General features: G+C 25.8%; 16 protein-coding genes. 11 read left to right on the forward strand and 5 right to left on the reverse strand.

The features are described 5' to 3' along the window. Position 1: 1 nt before the first annotated feature. The 3 genes from mrdA to CP965_RS01460 form a co-directional block, all read right to left on the reverse strand. A complete protein-coding gene (gene mrdA, locus CP965_RS01450; protein WP_129060253.1) occupies positions 2-1,783 on the reverse strand; it encodes a penicillin-binding protein 2 in 1,782 nt (593 codons plus the stop codon). Between the two features lie 506 nt (positions 1,784-2,289). After that, positions 2,290-2,589: an EscU/YscU/HrcU family type III secretion system export apparatus switch protein gene (locus CP965_RS01455; protein ID WP_129060254.1), complete on the reverse strand. Its 300-nt coding sequence runs from the start codon at positions 2,587-2,589 to the stop codon at positions 2,290-2,292. Position 2,590: 1 nt separating this feature from the next. Then, positions 2,591-4,240 (reverse strand): flagellar hook-length control protein FliK, encoded by a 1,650-nt coding sequence (locus tag CP965_RS01460; protein ID WP_129060255.1) that lies wholly within the window; start codon positions 4,238-4,240, stop codon positions 2,591-2,593. A 97-nt stretch (positions 4,241-4,337) separates the two neighbouring features. On the opposite strand from CP965_RS01460, the gene fliW reads away from it, so the two are divergent. From fliW to ftsZ, 6 genes are read left to right on the forward strand one after another with little or no spacing between them, the layout of a single operon-like run. Then, positions 4,338-4,712 carry a flagellar assembly protein FliW gene (gene fliW / locus CP965_RS01465; RefSeq protein WP_129060256.1) on the forward strand — a complete coding sequence of 125 codons (375 nt, stop codon included), beginning with the start codon at positions 4,338-4,340 and terminating at the stop codon, positions 4,710-4,712. After that, entirely contained in the window at positions 4,690-5,082 is a 393-nt protein-coding gene (locus tag CP965_RS01470) for a hypothetical protein (RefSeq protein WP_228712654.1), read from the forward strand. Before fliW ends, CP965_RS01470 begins: the two co-directional genes overlap by 23 nt. Before the next feature lie 2 nt (positions 5,083-5,084). After that, positions 5,085-7,403, forward strand: coding sequence for an SF1B family DNA helicase RecD2 (recD2, locus tag CP965_RS01475; RefSeq protein ID WP_129060257.1), 2,319 nt, complete (start codon positions 5,085-5,087; stop codon positions 7,401-7,403). Positions 7,404-7,452: 49 nt separating this feature from the next. Beyond that, positions 7,453-8,916, forward strand: coding sequence for a peptidylprolyl isomerase (locus tag CP965_RS01480; protein WP_129060258.1), 1,464 nt, complete (start codon positions 7,453-7,455; stop codon positions 8,914-8,916). Positions 8,917-8,919: 3 nt separating this feature from the next. Continuing rightward, complete coding sequence (gene ftsA / locus CP965_RS01485; RefSeq protein ID WP_129060259.1) at positions 8,920-10,329, forward strand: cell division protein FtsA; 1,410 nt, start codon at positions 8,920-8,922, stop codon at positions 10,327-10,329. Beyond that, positions 10,329-11,471, forward strand: a complete 1,143-nt coding sequence (gene ftsZ / locus CP965_RS01490; RefSeq protein ID WP_206732229.1) for a cell division protein FtsZ — start codon at positions 10,329-10,331, stop codon at positions 11,469-11,471. Before ftsA ends, ftsZ begins: the two co-directional genes overlap by 1 nt. Positions 11,472-11,482: 11 nt before the next feature. On the opposite strand, the gene CP965_RS01495 is transcribed toward ftsZ, so the two are convergent. After that, entirely contained in the window at positions 11,483-11,866 is a 384-nt protein-coding gene (locus CP965_RS01495) for a heat shock protein transcriptional repressor HspR (protein WP_129060260.1), read from the reverse strand. 11 nt (positions 11,867-11,877) lie between these two features. Beyond that, on the reverse strand, positions 11,878-12,762 hold the full coding sequence (locus CP965_RS01500; protein WP_129060261.1) for a DnaJ C-terminal domain-containing protein: 885 nt from the start codon (positions 12,760-12,762) through the stop codon (positions 11,878-11,880). 311 nt (positions 12,763-13,073) lie between these two features. Between CP965_RS01500 and CP965_RS01505 the strand changes: the two genes are divergently transcribed. The 5 genes from CP965_RS01505 to CP965_RS01525 all read left to right on the forward strand — a co-directional run bounded on the left by CP965_RS01505 (position 13,074) and on the right by CP965_RS01525 (position 16,667). Beyond that, positions 13,074-13,394, forward strand: coding sequence for a hypothetical protein (locus CP965_RS01505; RefSeq protein WP_129060262.1), 321 nt, complete (start codon positions 13,074-13,076; stop codon positions 13,392-13,394). Beyond that, entirely contained in the window at positions 13,391-14,554 is a 1,164-nt protein-coding gene (locus CP965_RS01510) for an FAD-dependent oxidoreductase (protein WP_129060263.1), read from the forward strand. The genes CP965_RS01505 and CP965_RS01510 overlap by 4 nt, the downstream gene beginning before the upstream one ends. Positions 14,555-14,608: 54 nt before the next feature. Then, positions 14,609-15,193 (forward strand): hypothetical protein, encoded by a 585-nt coding sequence (locus tag CP965_RS01515; protein ID WP_129060264.1) that lies wholly within the window; start codon positions 14,609-14,611, stop codon positions 15,191-15,193. 200 nt (positions 15,194-15,393) lie between these two features. Continuing rightward, positions 15,394-15,972: an ankyrin repeat domain-containing protein gene (locus CP965_RS01520; RefSeq protein WP_129060265.1), complete on the forward strand. Its 579-nt coding sequence runs from the start codon at positions 15,394-15,396 to the stop codon at positions 15,970-15,972. 116 nt (positions 15,973-16,088) lie between these two features. Then, positions 16,089-16,667: a superoxide dismutase gene (locus CP965_RS01525; RefSeq protein WP_129060266.1), complete on the forward strand. Its 579-nt coding sequence runs from the start codon at positions 16,089-16,091 to the stop codon at positions 16,665-16,667. Positions 16,668-16,669: the final 2 nt, after the last annotated feature.

The following is a 16,669-nucleotide window of genomic DNA, read 5'->3' on the forward strand; positions in this document are numbered from 1 at the left end:
TTTATTTAGTATCTTTTATATAACCTAATTCTTGAAGTTTATGATAAATCTTTTTTACCATATCCCCTGCTGCACTTCCTCCATGTCCCCCATGTTCAACTATTGCCGTAATAACATATTTTCTATCAGAATCATATGGACCATAAGAGGTAACCCAAGCATGAGATCTGTGATAGTATTCAAGTTCACTTTCTTTCATTCTTTTCTTTTCAGATTGTGGTATTGAAACAACTTGAGCTGTACCTGTTTTCCCTGCCATAATAATTTTACTATTCCTTGAATATTTATATAAAGTCCCTTTTTTATGATTATTTACTTCATACATACCTTTTCTTATAATATTTAAATGTTTTTTCTCATGGGGAATTTCAAGTGGTTCTTCATAGCTATCTTTTGCAAAATGAGGCTTAGGAAGTTTCCCTGTAGCTAAAAAGGCTGTGTATCTTGCAATTTGCATAGGAGTTGTAAGCATTTCTCCTTGACCTATTGATGTAATTACTGTTTCTCCTACATACCAAGGTAAGTTATGTCGTTTTAGTTTCCAATCTTTATTAGGATTTGTTCCATAATGTTCATTATCTAAATCAATACCTGTTTTTTGTCCTATCCCATATTTTCCTAAAGTTGTAGAGATTTTATTTATTCCTACTTTTAAACTGCCTTTATAGAAAAAGTCATCACAACTTTCTCGTATAGCTTTTACAAAACCAGTTTTTCCATGTCCACTTTGTTTCCAACATCTAAATTTTCTATTACCAATTTGTAAAACACCAGTACAATAAACACTATAATTTGGTGGAATTCCATTTTCTAGAAAAGATAAAGCAACACCCATTTTTATTACAGAACCTGGAGGATATTTCCCATTAATTAATTTATTTGTAAAAGGATGATTAAAGTCAGTTCTCATTTTATTCCATTCTTTTACTGAAATTCCATCTACAAAGATATTGTTATCAAACTCGGGGAAAGAACTTGCAGTTAAAAGTTCCCCTGTTTGAGCATCCATAACAATAACAGCTCCACCTTTTCCTGGAAAAATATTTTGTACATATTCTTGAAGTTCTATATCAATAGAGATAGTTAAATCATTATCAGTTGATGGTTTTTTTTCTTCAAGAAGTTCAATTTCTTTATTTAGAGCATTTACTTTAATATTTCTATATCCTAGTTCTCCTTGAAGTTTATTATTATAATATTTTTCAAGTCCTATTTTTCCAATAATTCCACTATGTTTAGAAAAATCATTATTCTCAATATCTAGTCTTGAAGCTTTTCCTACATAGCCTATAATATGAGAGGCATTTTGTCTATAAGGATAGATTCTTTTAACTTCAGGCTTTATTTGAATATTATCTAAAGAGTTAAACAGAGTATATTTTTTAAAAAATTTATCATAAGGTATATATTTTACAACTTTTACAAAATCATGTTTATAAGGAGAGTCTACTTTCTTATATTCTTTATATAACTCTTCTTTTTCATATTCAGGAAAATGTTTATTTATCAAGGATATTAATTTGTCTAAATTTTTCTTATTTTTATATGATCTTAAATGAGGTTTTAGGTTAATTGAAAAACCTAACTTATTCATCGCTAAGGCTTTTCCATTCCTATCTTTAATAATTCCTCTATTTGGGACATCATAAATTTTTTTTATATAATTTCTTTTTGATAATTCTTCATAATAAGTATTTGATTTAATACTTAAAAAATAGACTCTAGCAAGTAAAGTAAAGATTACGATAAATATAAAAACAAAAATTAGGTTTAATCTTTTCAAATAAAAACTCCAAAGATAATCAAATCAAGAATTAAATTTATCAATAATGTTAGGTTTAGTTGCATACTTGATTCATTGTTTAAAATCCATAATATATATATTCCACAATAGAAAACTAAAATATAAATATATAGATTAATACCATCAACGGATAAAACTCTTGTAATATAAGGGATAATAAAAGCATAAATAAAAAAACATAAAAGTAATATAGAAAAAGGTTTAAACCCATTGTTTATTTCAATAATTAAAATTGTAAGACTTAAGAAAAATAAAGTATATGTGTAATTTCTCTCCATACAAACGTAAAAAGCAACAAATAATATACCAGTTAAAAGAATAGGAAAAAAATATATAGAAGAAATTGCATTAATAATTAATGAAAAAATGCAAAATAAAAATATATAAAAAGGATTATCTAAATTGTTGATTTTCATAAGTTATTATTGGCTTTTCTTTTTGTGATTTTAAGGGAGGATTATAATAAAATTATACTTATATATATATCAAATACTATTATTACTTTTTTCTTTTTTGTCTCTTTCCTTTTTTGTTAGGTCATAAATAAAAGCAAATATTTCTGAAACCGCTTTATACATACTAGGAGGTATCTCTTTATCAATATCAATTGCAGAAAGAAGTTCAATTAAATCTTCATCTTTTTTTATAGGTATATCATTGTCTTGGGCAACTTTAATTATATTTTTTGCAATATCACCTTTCCCTTTTGCAATTACTTTAGGAGCATTATCAATTTCCATTTCATATTCTAAAGCTACAGCTTTTTTTATATTTTGTTCATTCATTTTAAACCTTTATATCTATCCCAAAACCTAAAGTATTTTCATTTTTTGTATAAATATTTGTTTTTTCCTCTTTAACTTCTTTTTTTAAATCTATTATATTAATAGACATAGGAATTAGTTCTACAGAGTTTAATGCTCTTTTCAATTTAAATAAGTTTTCTCTAATAGCTTGTTTAAATTCATTTTTTGAAGCATAAATAGTCAAATCCAATTTATTTTTATCAAATAGTGATAAAAAAAGTTTTGTGTCTCCAAACTCTTTTAAATTTAAGTTTATTTCACAGTAAAACTTTTCATCTTTTCCTTCTTTCATTGAAATTGAACCATCTTCTAGCATATCCCAAAGGAAAGGAATGTAAACATTATTACTATTTGAAACAATAGATAAGAGTTGATGATACTCAATTTGTGTAATCATTCTTTCAACTTGTCTAAAAGTTTCAAGAGATTTTGAATCTGTTTTATTTGAGAGTTCTTCTTGTACTTTAAGAAGAACAGTTTTTAAATCATCTTGAATAGGGTTATTATTTATCTGTTTATCATTTAAATTATTGTTTATAAAATTGTTACTAAAATTATTTATAGTATGTTCTAATTTCTCTATTATTTTATTAAAATTTTGTATAATATTTTGATTAGGATTCTTTATATTTACTTGTTCTATTGTAGTTTTTAAAGAGTTGACTAAATTTTCAAGAGTAGAAGAAAAATTTGTATGAAAATTACTTAAAATAGATTTATTATCTACAAAATTTCTATTTACCAAATCCTTTGATTGAAGTAGAGTGTCTATTTGCTTTAAAAGATTATCTTGATTTGGTATATTTTTATTTAGAATTATTTCATTTTTTAAGTTTTGTAATATGTCTTTAGTTTGAGTTAAAACTTCACGTTTGACTTGATTTAAATTCTGTATTTGGTTTGTTGCACTATTTTCAATTTTTGATTGAGTTAGTTGTATATTTTCTAATATAGGTTTTAGTTTATTTGTTAATTGTTCAAAATTTATTATTTGTTTATTTTGAAGCCCTTTTGTTAAAGACTCTAGCTGGGTTGACAAGGTTTTTAAATCATTAAGGTTTTGATCTTCTTTCCCTTGTAGGCCTTTTATGTTCTGATTTAATATTTTATCAATCAAATTATTTATTTTTGTATTTTCTTGAGAAGGAGACTCCTTTAATAAAGCTTTTAATTGATTTAAAATAGTTTCCAAATTATTTGTTAAAGAAGTTTTTCCTTGATTTTGTATTAATAGTTTTGACTCCAAAAAAATACCTGAATTTTCAATTGAGTTTTTTAAATTATTACTATTTATCGTTTCTATATTTTTTAAAAAGTTTTCAATTTGTGGTTTAAATTTTTGTAAATTTTCATTATTTTGAATATTTTTTAATAAAGAGTCAATTGTTTTAGAAAAGTTACCCAAATCTTTAAAAAGTGTAGTATTTTTAAGTAATGTTTCTATTGAAGAGTTAGTTTTTGTGGACATTTTTGTTTCATTAAATAAATTTTTTAAAATGTCACTTATATTTGTATCACCTTTTTTTAAATTATCTAATGTTTGTGTATCAGCTTCTTTTAAAGCCTCTTTTAAAAGCTTATTATTATTTGGTAATAAAATATTCAATAAGTTATTATTTGAAACTAACATAAGAAAAGTATAGCATAAATAATTGGAAAATTTCTGCTTTTCTTTTATATAAAAAACTTTTAGATATAATTAAAAACTATTTTAAAAAGGGATAAAAATGAAATTTGAAGTAGTTACTCCTATTGATGGTTTTGAAAATGAAAAAGAATTTGAATTATCAAAATTAGATGACTTTTTTTCAGTTATAAAAGGTGTTGAAACAGGGGAAACTATAAGATTAATGAGTTTTGGAGCTTTAAAGTCATTAGAGTTTGAACTTCCTGAAGATATTGTTTCTAAACTACAAATTGATAACATTGAAGATATTTCAATATTTTATATATTTGTTTTACAAGCACAAACTTCTGATTCTTCAATGAATATTTTTACTCCTATTATAACAAATAATAAAACTAAAAAAATGGGACAGATTCATTTAGATATCCATGAATTAGGCTTGGATAGTTTAAATGATATTTTGCCAAAATTTTAAAAAAGATATAGATTTTATGCATGAAAAACAATTAAGAATTAGATATATTAGAGTTTTAGAAAAGTTCTTTACAAGAACAGTTTCTTTATTAAAGTTAGAGAATTTTGATAAAAACTTATTTAAAGAACGAACTGTAAAAAATTATGAAGATATTAAAAAAGTTAAATCAGTAGAATTAAACTCTCAATATTTAAGTCAATTAATTGCTTTTATTAATAAAACCCTTCAATATGCTGAAAACTCAAGTGAAACCTTTGAAAATGAAAGAAATACACTTTTAAAAGAAGCAAATTTATTACAAAAAGAAAAAAAGAGAAATACTTATAAAAAAGATAAACATAAAAGAGCTAAATTTGATGATGGATATTAATAGTGTCAGAATCAAGTAATAATGAACATAAAACCTTTAATCTTACAGGTGTTTTAAAGAAGGTTTTATATAAAAATGAAGAAAATAGTTATGTTATAGCAGTTTTAGAAAATAATCAAAAGATATGTGGAAATTATTTTGATACAGATATTGAAAAAATTGTGGGAGAAGAAGTACTTTTAAAAGGAAATTGGACTACTCATAAAAAATATGGTGTTCAGTTTGAATTTGAAACTTTAGAATTAAAAGAAGCAGAAATGTTTTTTTTCTTAACAAAAATAGTAAAGGGCATTGGAAAAAAGTTTGCCCACGAACTACTTGAAAAATATACAGAAGATGAATTAGTTGAAATATTGAATGAAAAGCCCAGTGAGCTCTTACAGTTTAAGGGAATAAAAGAAAAAAAATTAGATAAAATAGTATCTTCTTGGCAAAAATTTAAGCACTTAAGAGAACTTGGAAAATTTTTATCAAAGTTTGGTGTTACTTCAAACTTAATTAATAAAATATATTCTCATTTTAGTGAAGTAGATAACTTAATAGAAAAAATAAAAGCAAATCCTTATATTTTAATAAATATAAAAGGTATTGGGTTTAAAAGAGCTGATGAAATAGCAAAAGCTTTAGGTATAGATCCTAAGTCAGATTTTAGAATAAGTGCTTGTGTAAATTATACTTTAAGAGAATTCTGTGACAATAATGGAAACTCTTCAATTGACAAATCACATTTATACAAACTTTTAGATGAAGCTTTACATTTTAAAGATGAAGAAATTTTATATGAGCAGGTTGTTAGTAAAATGTTAATTGAGGAAGAGGTTTTTCAAACTGATGAATATAGAATTTCTCCATCAATGTTATATTATGCAGAAAGAAGAATTTTAGAGTTTTTTCAAAGAAGGGAAAATGAAAGAAATAGAAAAATTATTGCTTCTTTTGATGAATATATTGAAAAAAAAGAAAAAACTTTAGGTTTTACATTAAGTGAAGAACAAAAAAAAGCAGTTGAACTTATAAATGAAGGACATAAAACTCTTTTTTTAATAGGATATGCAGGAACAGGAAAATCAACTTCAAGTAGGGCAGTTTTAGAACTACTTGAGGAGGTTGTAGCCTATGATGATATTATTGCTATTGCATTAAGTGGTATAGCAAGTCAAAGAATTTCTGATACTACAGGGTATGAAAGTTCTACAATTCAATCACTTTTTGTAAAGCATGAAGATAAAGAGTTTTTCCCCCATAAAGTTATCTTATTAGATGAAGCTTCTATGGTTAATTCTGTTATGTTTTATAATTTAACAAAAAAAATCTCAGATGACACAATATTTATTATTGTAGGAGACGATGGCCAGCTTCCTGCAATTGGAGCAGGAAATATTTTGGCAGATGCAATAAAATTTGATTTAGCTCCAATTTGTAAATTAACTAAAATATATAGACAAAGTGAAGACCAAGCAATTGCTGTAATTGCAAATGATATTAGACAAGGAGAAGTTCCTGAATATAATAAAGATTATAAGGACTTTAAGTTTATAGATATTTCTATAAATAATTATTATGCCATTAAAAATTCTTCTTCTCAAAGTGAATTTTCTGATGTTAGAAGTAGAATAAGTGAATCTATATTAAATACAATTTTAAATATATCAAGTCAATATATACAAAAATATTATGATTATATAAAAGACAAAAATATTTCAAAAGCCTTAACTCTTTTTCAAGTAATTACTCCTATGAAAGCTGGTGTTTTAGGCGTTGAGAATTTAAATATGCAATTACAAACTCTTTTTAATCATACAAAAGCAAAGGCTTATAAAAGTAAACTTTATGAGTATAAAATGAGTGATAAGGTTATTCATATTAAAAATGAGAATATGAAAGCTCAAACAATGCAAATGTATAAAACAAACTCTAGTGAATATTTAGAAAAAAGAGTTTTTAATGGGCAGTTAGGTCTTATAATAAAAGTTGATTTTGATGAGAATCAATGTATAGTTTTATATCCAAATGATGATATGGTTGTTTTTTATGAGTTTGATGAATTGAACTCTTTATTATCACTTGCATATTGTTTAACAATACATAAAACACAAGGAATGGAGTATGAAAATGCTCTTATTCCTATGAGTTTTTCTCATTATATTATGCATAATACAAAGCTTTTATATACAGCTATAACAAGAGCTAAAGATATGTGTTTTATTGTGGGCGAAGAAGAAGCTTTTAAAAGTGCTTGTAAAAGAATAGAAACAACAAGAAGACAATCTGTAATAAATGATCTTCTTTCAAAAAAAACTAATAACATTTTACCTATATAAAAGTAATCTTTTTGTATTATATCTAAAATTTTTTAGAGGATAATATTTTATGATAAGTTGGATGCAAAGACACAAAAAGTGGCTTGTAATTACTATTTGGATAAGTACAATAGCCTTTGTAGGAGCTGGATTTGTAGGTTGGGGATCTTACGATTATGGTTCAAAAGGTGGAGCAGTAGCTGTTGTAGGAGATAGAGAAATTACAGTTGAGGAATATCAAAAAGAGTATTCTTCTTTATATGAACAATACGCAAGAATGTTTGGTAGTCAATTTAATCAAGAAATGGCAGACCAATTAAAATTGAAAGATGCTGCATATAGGTTAGTAATTCAAAAAAATCTTATTTTATCTCTTGCTGATGATTTAGGTTTAGATGTTTCTGAAAATGAAATAGCAAAACAATTAATTCAAATTCCAGCATTTCAAAAAGATGGAAAATTTGATAAAGATATTTATATTGGAGTTTTACAACAAAATAGAACAAATCCTATAGATTTTGAGGCTTCGATAAAAAGAGATTTACTTTTACAAAAAGTACAAGCTTTATTTGAAATAAAAGCAAATAAAAAGCAAATAGAAAACCTGAATCAACTACTATTTGCAGAAGATAAAGTAAGTATTAAAATATTAAATTCTAATGATATTAAAGTAGAAATAAAAGAAGATGAATTAAAAAAATATTGGGAAGAAAATAAAAATAGATATATGTCTGAACCTTCTTTAAAACTTTCAATAAAAGAAATACCAGTAGCTTTAGGTTCTTTTTCTCAAGAAGAGTTAACAGAACATTATAATAATTTTAAAACAGATTATGTAAAAGAAGATGGTAAATTAAAATCTTTTGATGAAGCAAAAGATGATATGATAAGAGTGCTTAGTGAAAAAGAAACAAAAAAGACAGCTTTAAAAAAATATTTAGCCTTAAAAAAATCAGAAGCTAAATTTACAAAAGAAATGGAAGTAAAAGAGAATAGTTTAGATTTTCCTGAAGAAGAAATTAAAAATCTAAATGATGCTGTTCCTGGAGATATTCTTAAACCTTTTGTTTATAGAGGTAATTATATAGTTGTTAAACTTATTAACAGAAATTTACCTAAACCTTTATCTTATGAAGAAGCTAAAGTACAAACAACAATTGACTTTAGACAAAATAAGGAAGCTAAGGCTTTAGAAGAACTTGCTAAAAAAGAACTTGAAAACTTTAAAGGAATAGATTTAGGTTATGTTTCAAGGACATCTTTTGACAAAGTAAAAGGTTTAACTCAACAAGAAGCTTTAAATTTCCTAAATCAGTTATTTGCATCAACAGAAAAAGAAGGTAAAATAACTTTAAGGGATAAAATAGTACTTTATAAAATACATGAGACAAAATTGGCTAAATATGATTCATCTAAGGATGAAGCAGTAAAAACTACAGTTGATAATTTATTAAATCAAGAATTAATTAATAATTTAATAAATAATTTAGAAAATAGGTATGAAGTTCAATCTTCAATTACATTAGAGGAGTAATACTTGAACAAAACTCTTTTAGCAATTGACATCGGTTCATCGAATATAACAGCAGTAATTGCTAGAAACAATTTAGATTATAAAATAAATATTTTAGGAACTGGTTCATCAAAAAGTAGTGGTATAAATAAGGGTGTAATTTCAAATATCGAGGCAGCATCAAAGAGTATTAAAGATGCTGTATTGATTGCTAAGAAAAATACAAGTGAAGAAATAGACTCTACAATAGTATCTATTTCAGGTGCTTATACTAAAGGAATAAGAAGTTCAGGTAGTGTTAATGTTCCAAATGGACTAATTACCGAAAATGAGATTAATCAAGTTCTTCAAATGGCATTATATAATGCAACAATTATTCCTGAATATGAAGTAGTGCATGTTGTTCCTATTTCATATAAAATAGATGATTCTTCTGACGTAGAAAATCCTTTAAATATGAATGGTTCAAGACTTGAAGCTTCTGTTTTTGTTCTTACTGCAAAAAAAACAGCACTTACTAATATTAAGTCAGCTATGAAAATAGCAGGACTTTCTGTAAATAATTTTATTCTTGATGGATATGCTGCAACAATATCTGTTTTAGATGAACAGCAAAAAAAGTTTGGGGCAACAGTAATAAATATTGGATCAACAACTACAGAGTTTGTCTGTTATAAAGGTTATTCAATGATTTATAATGGTTTTATTCCTGTTGGTTCTAATCATATAACAAATGACTTATCAGTTATGCTACATACTCCTCCTTTAGCAGCTGAAAAAATTAAAACAGAATATGGTGATTTATTAAAACCAGAAGAAGAAGTTGTTAATAAAAAAATTAGAACACCAAGAATAGGTGATGAAAAAAACTCTTCGGAAGTTTCTTTAGAATATATTCAAACAATAGTTCATGCAAGAGTTGAAGAAGCTTTAACTTTAGTAAAAAAAGATTTGAAAAAAAGTGGTATACATGAAAATCTAGGTGCAGGAATTGTTTTAACAGGTGGAATGAGTAAATTAAATGGCTTAAAGGAACTTGCAGCACTTGTGTTTGATGATTTACCAACTAAAGTTTCTAATCCTATAAATATAAAAAATGGTTATTTGAGTTTTGAAGATTCAAAAATGGCAACTATTGTTGGTATTTTATTATATTCTTTAGAACCAAATAGAGGTTTTGAGCTTGATTCAAATAAAAATTTAATCAAAAAAATTAATATAAATGAAACAGGTTCTAAAATTGATGATATTCCAATGGCTCAAGAGAAAGTAAAAATGGCTCAAAAAGAGCAAAATAAAATAAGAAGAACTCAAAATGCAAGTTCATCATCAAAACAAAATCCAGATGGTTCAACTACTCTTACGAGATTGCCAGAAAATAGTAAAAAGAAAGGTGTTGGTAAGATCTGGAATATGATCACGGAGTGGTTCTAATGGATAATAACTTATTTAAGGTGGATGATATTAAAGTGGAAATGCCAAATAAAACTCTTTCAGATAATGTTGCCAAAATATCAGTGATTGGTGTTGGTGGCGGTGGTTGTAATATGATCAATCACATGATAAACGAAGGTTCTCATAAAATTGATTTAATTGCAGCGAATACTGATTTACAAGTATTATATATATCTAAAGCTCCTAAAAAAATACAATTAGGGATAAAGCTTACAAAGGGTCTTGGTGCTGGTATGAAACCAGAAATTGGTAGAGATTCAGCTGTTGAAAGCTACGAAGATATAAAAACAGCTTTAAAAGGTGCTGATATTGTTTTTATAGCTGCTGGTTTAGGTGGAGGTACAGGTACTGGAGCTGCAGCAATTATTGCTAAAGCAGCTAAAGAAATAGGAGCATTAACTGTTTCTGTTGTAACAAAACCTTTTACTTGGGAAGGTAAAAAAAGAGCAGGGCTTGCTAATTTAGGACTTGAAGAAATTAAAAAAGTAAGTGATTCTATAATTGTAGTTCCTAATGATAGACTTCTTGAAATAATTGACCAAAATGTTGGAATGAAAGATGCCTTTAAAATAATTGATAATATCCTTTACCAGGCAGTAAATGGAATGACAGAAGTAATTCTTACTCCTGGAAATTCAGATATTAATACTGACTTTGCAGATGTTAAAACTATTATGCAACATAAAGGTATGGCATTAATGGGTATAGGTAAAGCAAAAGGAGAAAATGCTGCTCAAAAAGCTTTAGAAGATGCTATAGACTCTCCTTTATTAGACAAAGTATCTTTAGGTGGAGCTAAAGGTATTCTAATTCACTTTAACATTCATCCACAAGTATCATTATTTGCAATAAATGATGTAATGTCAAGAATTCATGATACAATAGATTCTAATGCTGAAATTATTTTTGGTACAACTTCTGATAATACTCTTGAAACAGATGAAGTTAAAATTACTATAGTTGCAACAGGTTTTGAATCTAAAAATGATCCTATAGTAGAAACTGAAGAAGCTCAAGAAGATAATAAGTCTAAAAAAATCAGTCCTGATGATGAAAATTATTTAGATATTCCACCACTTATGAGAAATTATAAAGTTCAATATTCTTTAAAAGAAGAGTAAAATAAAAAGTTTTACTCTTCAAAAATTACTATATCATAAGAACTTTTTTTAATTACTAAAGCTTTAGAATTAGGTACAATTCCAAATTTATTAATATCTTTCATTTTTGTTTTATATGTAATAATATCTGCTTCAAGCTTTTCTATCTTTTCATTTAATTGTAAAATCAAATCAACTCCAGCAAGATTTATACCCATTTCTCTGGTAAGGGTTAAAACATATTTAATATGGTCAATATCTTTTTGAGAATAAAGTCTAATTTTACCATTTGTTCGAGAAGGCTTTATTAAGCCTTCTCTTTCATATTGTCTTAATGTTTGAGGATGTATATTTAATATTTCAGCAACTGCAGATATCAAATACACTGGTTCATTATATGCATTATTAGAATTCATATTTATCTCCTTTAGATTGTATCAGGAAGTTTCTCTTGTAAATATTCTTGTACTTCTTCTTCCAAATCTTCAAGTTTTGGTAATATAATATTTGCTTTTAAATGTAAATCACCTTTTATTGAGGTTTTTCTATCTAAAACTCCTAATTCTTTTACTCTAAACTTCTGATTTTGTTTAGTATTTTGTGGAACTTTTAAAGTAATTGTTTTATGAATTGTTTTTATCTCAACTTTACCTCCAAATAAAGCTGTTTTTAGAGGTATATCAAATGTTTTAATTAAAGTTGAACCTTCTCTTTCATATTCAGGACTTGAAGCTATATTTATTTTTATTATTAAATCTCCTCTTTGCCCTTGATATGATTTCCCTTTTCCTTTTGCTCTGATTTTTTGACCATTATTTATACCTTCAGGTATTTTTATATCAAAAGAATCATTATTTAAAGAAATGTGTTGTTTTCCTCCTAATACAGCAACATCAAAAGGAATTGTTATTTGTGCTTGAGTATCTAAATCTGGTTCATTAAAACCTTGTGAAAAACCTCCAAAGTTGTTAAATCCATTTTGCGAAAACCCTGATGAACTAAAACCACCTTGCCCTCCAAACATTTGTCTTAATATTTCATCTAAGTCAACTCCTTGACCTTGACCTCTTGCAAAATCATGGAAATTTTGCCCTCCAAACATTGAATCCCCAAATTGATCATATTGTTGTTTTTTTTCTGGATCACTTAAAACTTCATATGCAGCATTAATTTCTTTGAATTTATCTTCTGCATCTTTATCTTTATTTACATCAGGGTGATATTTTCTTGCTAATTTTCTATATGCTTTTTTTATTTCATCTGTTGAAGCATTTTCCTTTACTTCAAGTGTTTCATATAAACTTTTTGCCATTTTTTTGTCCTTAAAAAAGTTCCTTCTTTAAAGGAACCAAATAATTTATGACTACTTTTAACGATGGAAATAAAGTCCATCACAAGGTACCTTAAAAAAATTAATTTTTAAGGACACCTTAAGTAGCAAACCCTAAAGAGAACAACGAGTTGTTCTTACTTTAAGACTTGATATTTTCATTTATATTTTATCATAAACTTGAGTCAAAGTCAATCAAGTTGAAAATTTGAATTCTTAAACTTGAGTCTTAGGAACTAAGAATTAATACTACTTTTAACACTTTTTAATAATATTTTTGCAATGATATATTTATGTTTGAAAAAGATGAATGGACTCAACAAGAGTTATATAAATATACGCAAGAATTGGATAAAATAGGAATCAAAGTGGTTCTTATTGATACTATTTTAAAACCTCTTGCAAAAATTGATACAATAACCTATAATCCTTATGAAATGAAAGAATATCCAAAAGGAACAGTTTTTGTATTTTATTGTGATACTGGTAAAACTACAAAGGAAAGATTAACTTATTATAAGAAAAAATTTCCAGATTATAAATGTATTAGTTTAAGAGGTGGTAGAGGATATTGGAGACCTAATTATCAAATGCAAGAAGAGATATCTAGATGAAAACATATGAATATGTAATAATTGGTGGAGGTATTGCAGGGTGCAGTACCTCATTTTTTCTATCAAAGTATTCAGATTCAGTTTTATTAATTGATAGAAATAATGATCTATCACAAGGAGCAAGTGGAGCAGCAGGAGCATTTTTATCTCCACTTTTAGGTAAAGCAAATCAGTTTAAAGATTTAGTAACTAAAGCTTTAAATTTTTCTACAAACTTTTATAAAGAAAATACACCTAATGAAATAATAAACTGTGGAGTAGTTAGAATACCAAAAAATAATGAAGATGAAAAGAAATTTCAATCTTATAAACCCTATATGGACTTTGAATATAAACAGGAAGAAAATGGATATTTTTTTAAAATAGGTTCACAGGTTAACCCTTATAATATTTGTAAAATACTTACAAAAAAAGTAGAGAAAAAGTTTAATTATGAAGTTCTGTCTTGTGAAAAAAAAGACGGTATTTGGTTTCTTAATAATGAAATAAAAGCAATAAATTTAATTATTTGTACGGGAGCAGATACTTCTTTAATAAAAGAAAAATATTTTAATATTCGAGCAGTTTGGGGGCAAAAAATCGATATCTCTTCTACAACTTGTTTAACAAAAAACTATCATAAATCTTGTTCATTGTCTCATTCCCGTAAAATAGAAGGAGAAGAAATATATTTGACATCAATTGGAGCAACTCATAATAGAATAAGCTGTGATTTAGGTGTTTGTAACAACCTTTTAGGAAAAGACAAGTTAATACTTAATGGTTTTAATAGTTATACAAAAGAGTTAATACAAGCAAATACAACGGAACTATTAGAAAAAGCAAATGATATAAAGCTTATACAAAATCCAAAGATAGTTGATATTAAGATTGGAGCTAGAGCTTCAAGTATAGATTATTTTCCTATGGTTGGAAAATTAATTGATTCAGAAAAAACTTTAGAGAAATACCCTCATTTAAAAAATGGCTCCCATATGAAAAATGAAATGTTATCAACAATTGAGAATTTATATGTATTAAATGGAGTGGGTGGAAGAGGTTTTGTTTTATCTCCTTATTTAGCTAAGAATCTAGTAGATCATATTATAAAAAATAATTTTTTAGAAGAATCTATTTCTACTCATAGATTATTTAAACGCTGGGTTAAAAAAATAGTTTAAAGAATCATTAATATTATATAGATAAAATTTATCATTTTAAATTGAAGGACAAAAATGGCAAATTTATTAAAAGTTGTTTTTTTAGGTTTATTCGGATTTGCATTACTGGTTTATTTTACAGCAGAAAAACCAAAGCAAATAGTTGCAGACGATAATGTTGTTAATATAGTGAAATATAATGCTTTACCAAATCTTTTTGAATTAGTAGGAAAAGATGATAAAGTAAAAAAAGAAGATCTTTTAAAAGAAGGGGAAAAGACTCTTATTGTAGTTGGAAATCATGATTCTTTATCTGTTGTAAAAGAACTTCCAAAATATTTTGATTTAAAAATACCATATGTAATGGTAGCAAATATTTCAAGTGCACCTTGGTTTGTAAAAAAAATGTTTATTCCAGGAAAGCTTGAAGATTTAAATGAAGATTCAAATATCCCAATGATTTATGATTTTGATGGGGATATGGTTAATACTTTACATGTTATTGATAATGCAAAAACAAAATTTGTTGCTTTTCTTCTTTCAGAGGATGGAGTTATTTCTAAACTTTATGAAGGTAATGTTAAAGAAGGTGCTTTAGATGGTTCTATGAATGAAGAAGAAAAGAAAAAAGTTTTATCTCCTTTATATAATCTACTTTAAAACTTAAAATAAAAAGAAAGCTTTAAACTTTCTTTTTATTATAAAATACAAAACTAATACTCATTATCAATAAATATTTAAGAATTTAAAAGTTATAATTATACATATATAATATTTTTACTTATATTAAAATATTAATTACTTGATTTTTTTACTATAAATTAGATTTATAGTGATTGATTATATAAAAAGGGCTTAAGATGAGTAACAATGAAATTATAATAAAAAATGAATTATCTCAATTACTAATTGAAAATATAAATAATGAATATACTTTTAATCAACTAATACTCAATGGAGCAGATGTAAATTATCAAAATACAAATGGTTGGGCTGCTCTTTTTGAGATTATAATTAAAAATGAAAATGAAAAACTTAAAGAGTTGATTACTTTAGGTGTTAATATACACCAAAGAGATAAAGAAACAAGAAATGCTCTTTTTTGGGCAATCTATTCTTTAAATGACAAAGCTTTTGATATTTTACTAAATGAAAATATAGATTTAAATGTTTATTTAAAAGATAAATTACATGCCTTTCATTATAGTATTTACAAAGGAAAAATTGAATATGTAGAAAAATTTCTAGAATTGGGAGTTGATATAAATTTTTCAGACCATTTAGAAGCAAATGGATTATTTTATGCAGTTTTATATAAACATTATGATTTAGTAAGGTTTTTATTAGATAAAGGTGCAAATATGTATCAAAAGGATATTTTTGGAAATACAGCAGATAAACAAGCTAAAGAATATGGAATAAATTTAAATGAATTATAATAAAAAAAATAATTTAGGCATGAATTGACTTAATTGCTTAATTTACTTTAGTTTTGTTAAGATATTTTTAATAAAATCTTGTATCATATTATTCTATTTTATTAAAAGGATATAATATGAAACATGAATTAATGAAACTACCTTATGAATTAGATGCTTTAGAACCTCAAATGTCTAAAGAGACTTTAGAATTTCACTATGGAAAGCATCATCAAACATATGTAACAAAATTAAATGGTCTTATTGAAGGAACAAAGTATGAAAATCTTTCTTTAATAGAAATTATTAAAGATTCTGAAGGTGGTGTTTTTAATAACGCAGCACAAGTATATAATCATGATTTCTTTTGGAATGGATTAACTCCAAATGGTTCAACTATTCCAGCACAAGTAGAAAGTGCATTAACAGAAACTTTTGGTTCTGTAGATAGTTTTAAAGAAGAATTCACTAATGCAGCAGTTAATAACTTTGGTTCAGGATGGACTTGGTTAGTAAAAAATAATGAAGGAAAATTAGAAATTGTTTCAACTTCAAATGCCTGTACTCCTATTACTGATGGATTAACTCCTCTTTTAACATGTGATGTTTGGGAACATGCTTACTATATTGATGTTAGAAATGCTAGACCTGCTTATTTAGAAAACTTTTGGGCTTTAGTAAATTGGAATTTTGTAGCTGAGAATTTAGCTAAATAATA

This window comes from Halarcobacter mediterraneus, from assembly GCF_004116625.1.
GTDB lineage: Bacteria > Campylobacterota > Campylobacteria > Campylobacterales > Arcobacteraceae > Halarcobacter > Halarcobacter mediterraneus.

Coding starts and splice junctions, on each gene's coding strand:
- CP965_RS01520 (WP_129060265.1), top strand. CDS start 15,394: ATGAGTAACAATGAAATTATAATAAAAAATGAATTATCTCAATTACTA.
- CP965_RS01515 (WP_129060264.1), top strand. CDS start 14,609: ATGGCAAATTTATTAAAAGTTGTTTTTTTAGGTTTATTCGGATTTGCA.
- CP965_RS01510 (WP_129060263.1), top strand. CDS start 13,391: ATGAAAACATATGAATATGTAATAATTGGTGGAGGTATTGCAGGGTGC.
- fliW (WP_129060256.1), top strand. CDS start 4,338: ATGAAATTTGAAGTAGTTACTCCTATTGATGGTTTTGAAAATGAAAAA.
- CP965_RS01505 (WP_129060262.1), top strand. CDS start 13,074: ATGTTTGAAAAAGATGAATGGACTCAACAAGAGTTATATAAATATACG.
- CP965_RS01495 (WP_129060260.1), bottom strand. CDS start 11,866: ATGAATTCTAATAATGCATATAATGAACCAGTGTATTTGATATCTGCA.
- CP965_RS01480 (WP_129060258.1), top strand. CDS start 7,453: ATGATAAGTTGGATGCAAAGACACAAAAAGTGGCTTGTAATTACTATT.
- CP965_RS01455 (WP_129060254.1), bottom strand. CDS start 2,589: ATGAATGAACAAAATATAAAAAAAGCTGTAGCTTTAGAATATGAAATG.
- CP965_RS01470 (WP_228712654.1), top strand. CDS start 4,690: ATGATATTTTGCCAAAATTTTAAAAAAGATATAGATTTTATGCATGAA.
- CP965_RS01525 (WP_129060266.1), top strand. CDS start 16,089: ATGAAACATGAATTAATGAAACTACCTTATGAATTAGATGCTTTAGAA.
- CP965_RS01500 (WP_129060261.1), bottom strand. CDS start 12,762: ATGGCAAAAAGTTTATATGAAACACTTGAAGTAAAGGAAAATGCTTCA.
- ftsZ (WP_206732229.1), top strand. CDS start 10,329: ATGGATAATAACTTATTTAAGGTGGATGATATTAAAGTGGAAATGCCA.
- CP965_RS01460 (WP_129060255.1), bottom strand. CDS start 4,240: ATGTTAGTTTCAAATAATAACTTATTGAATATTTTATTACCAAATAAT.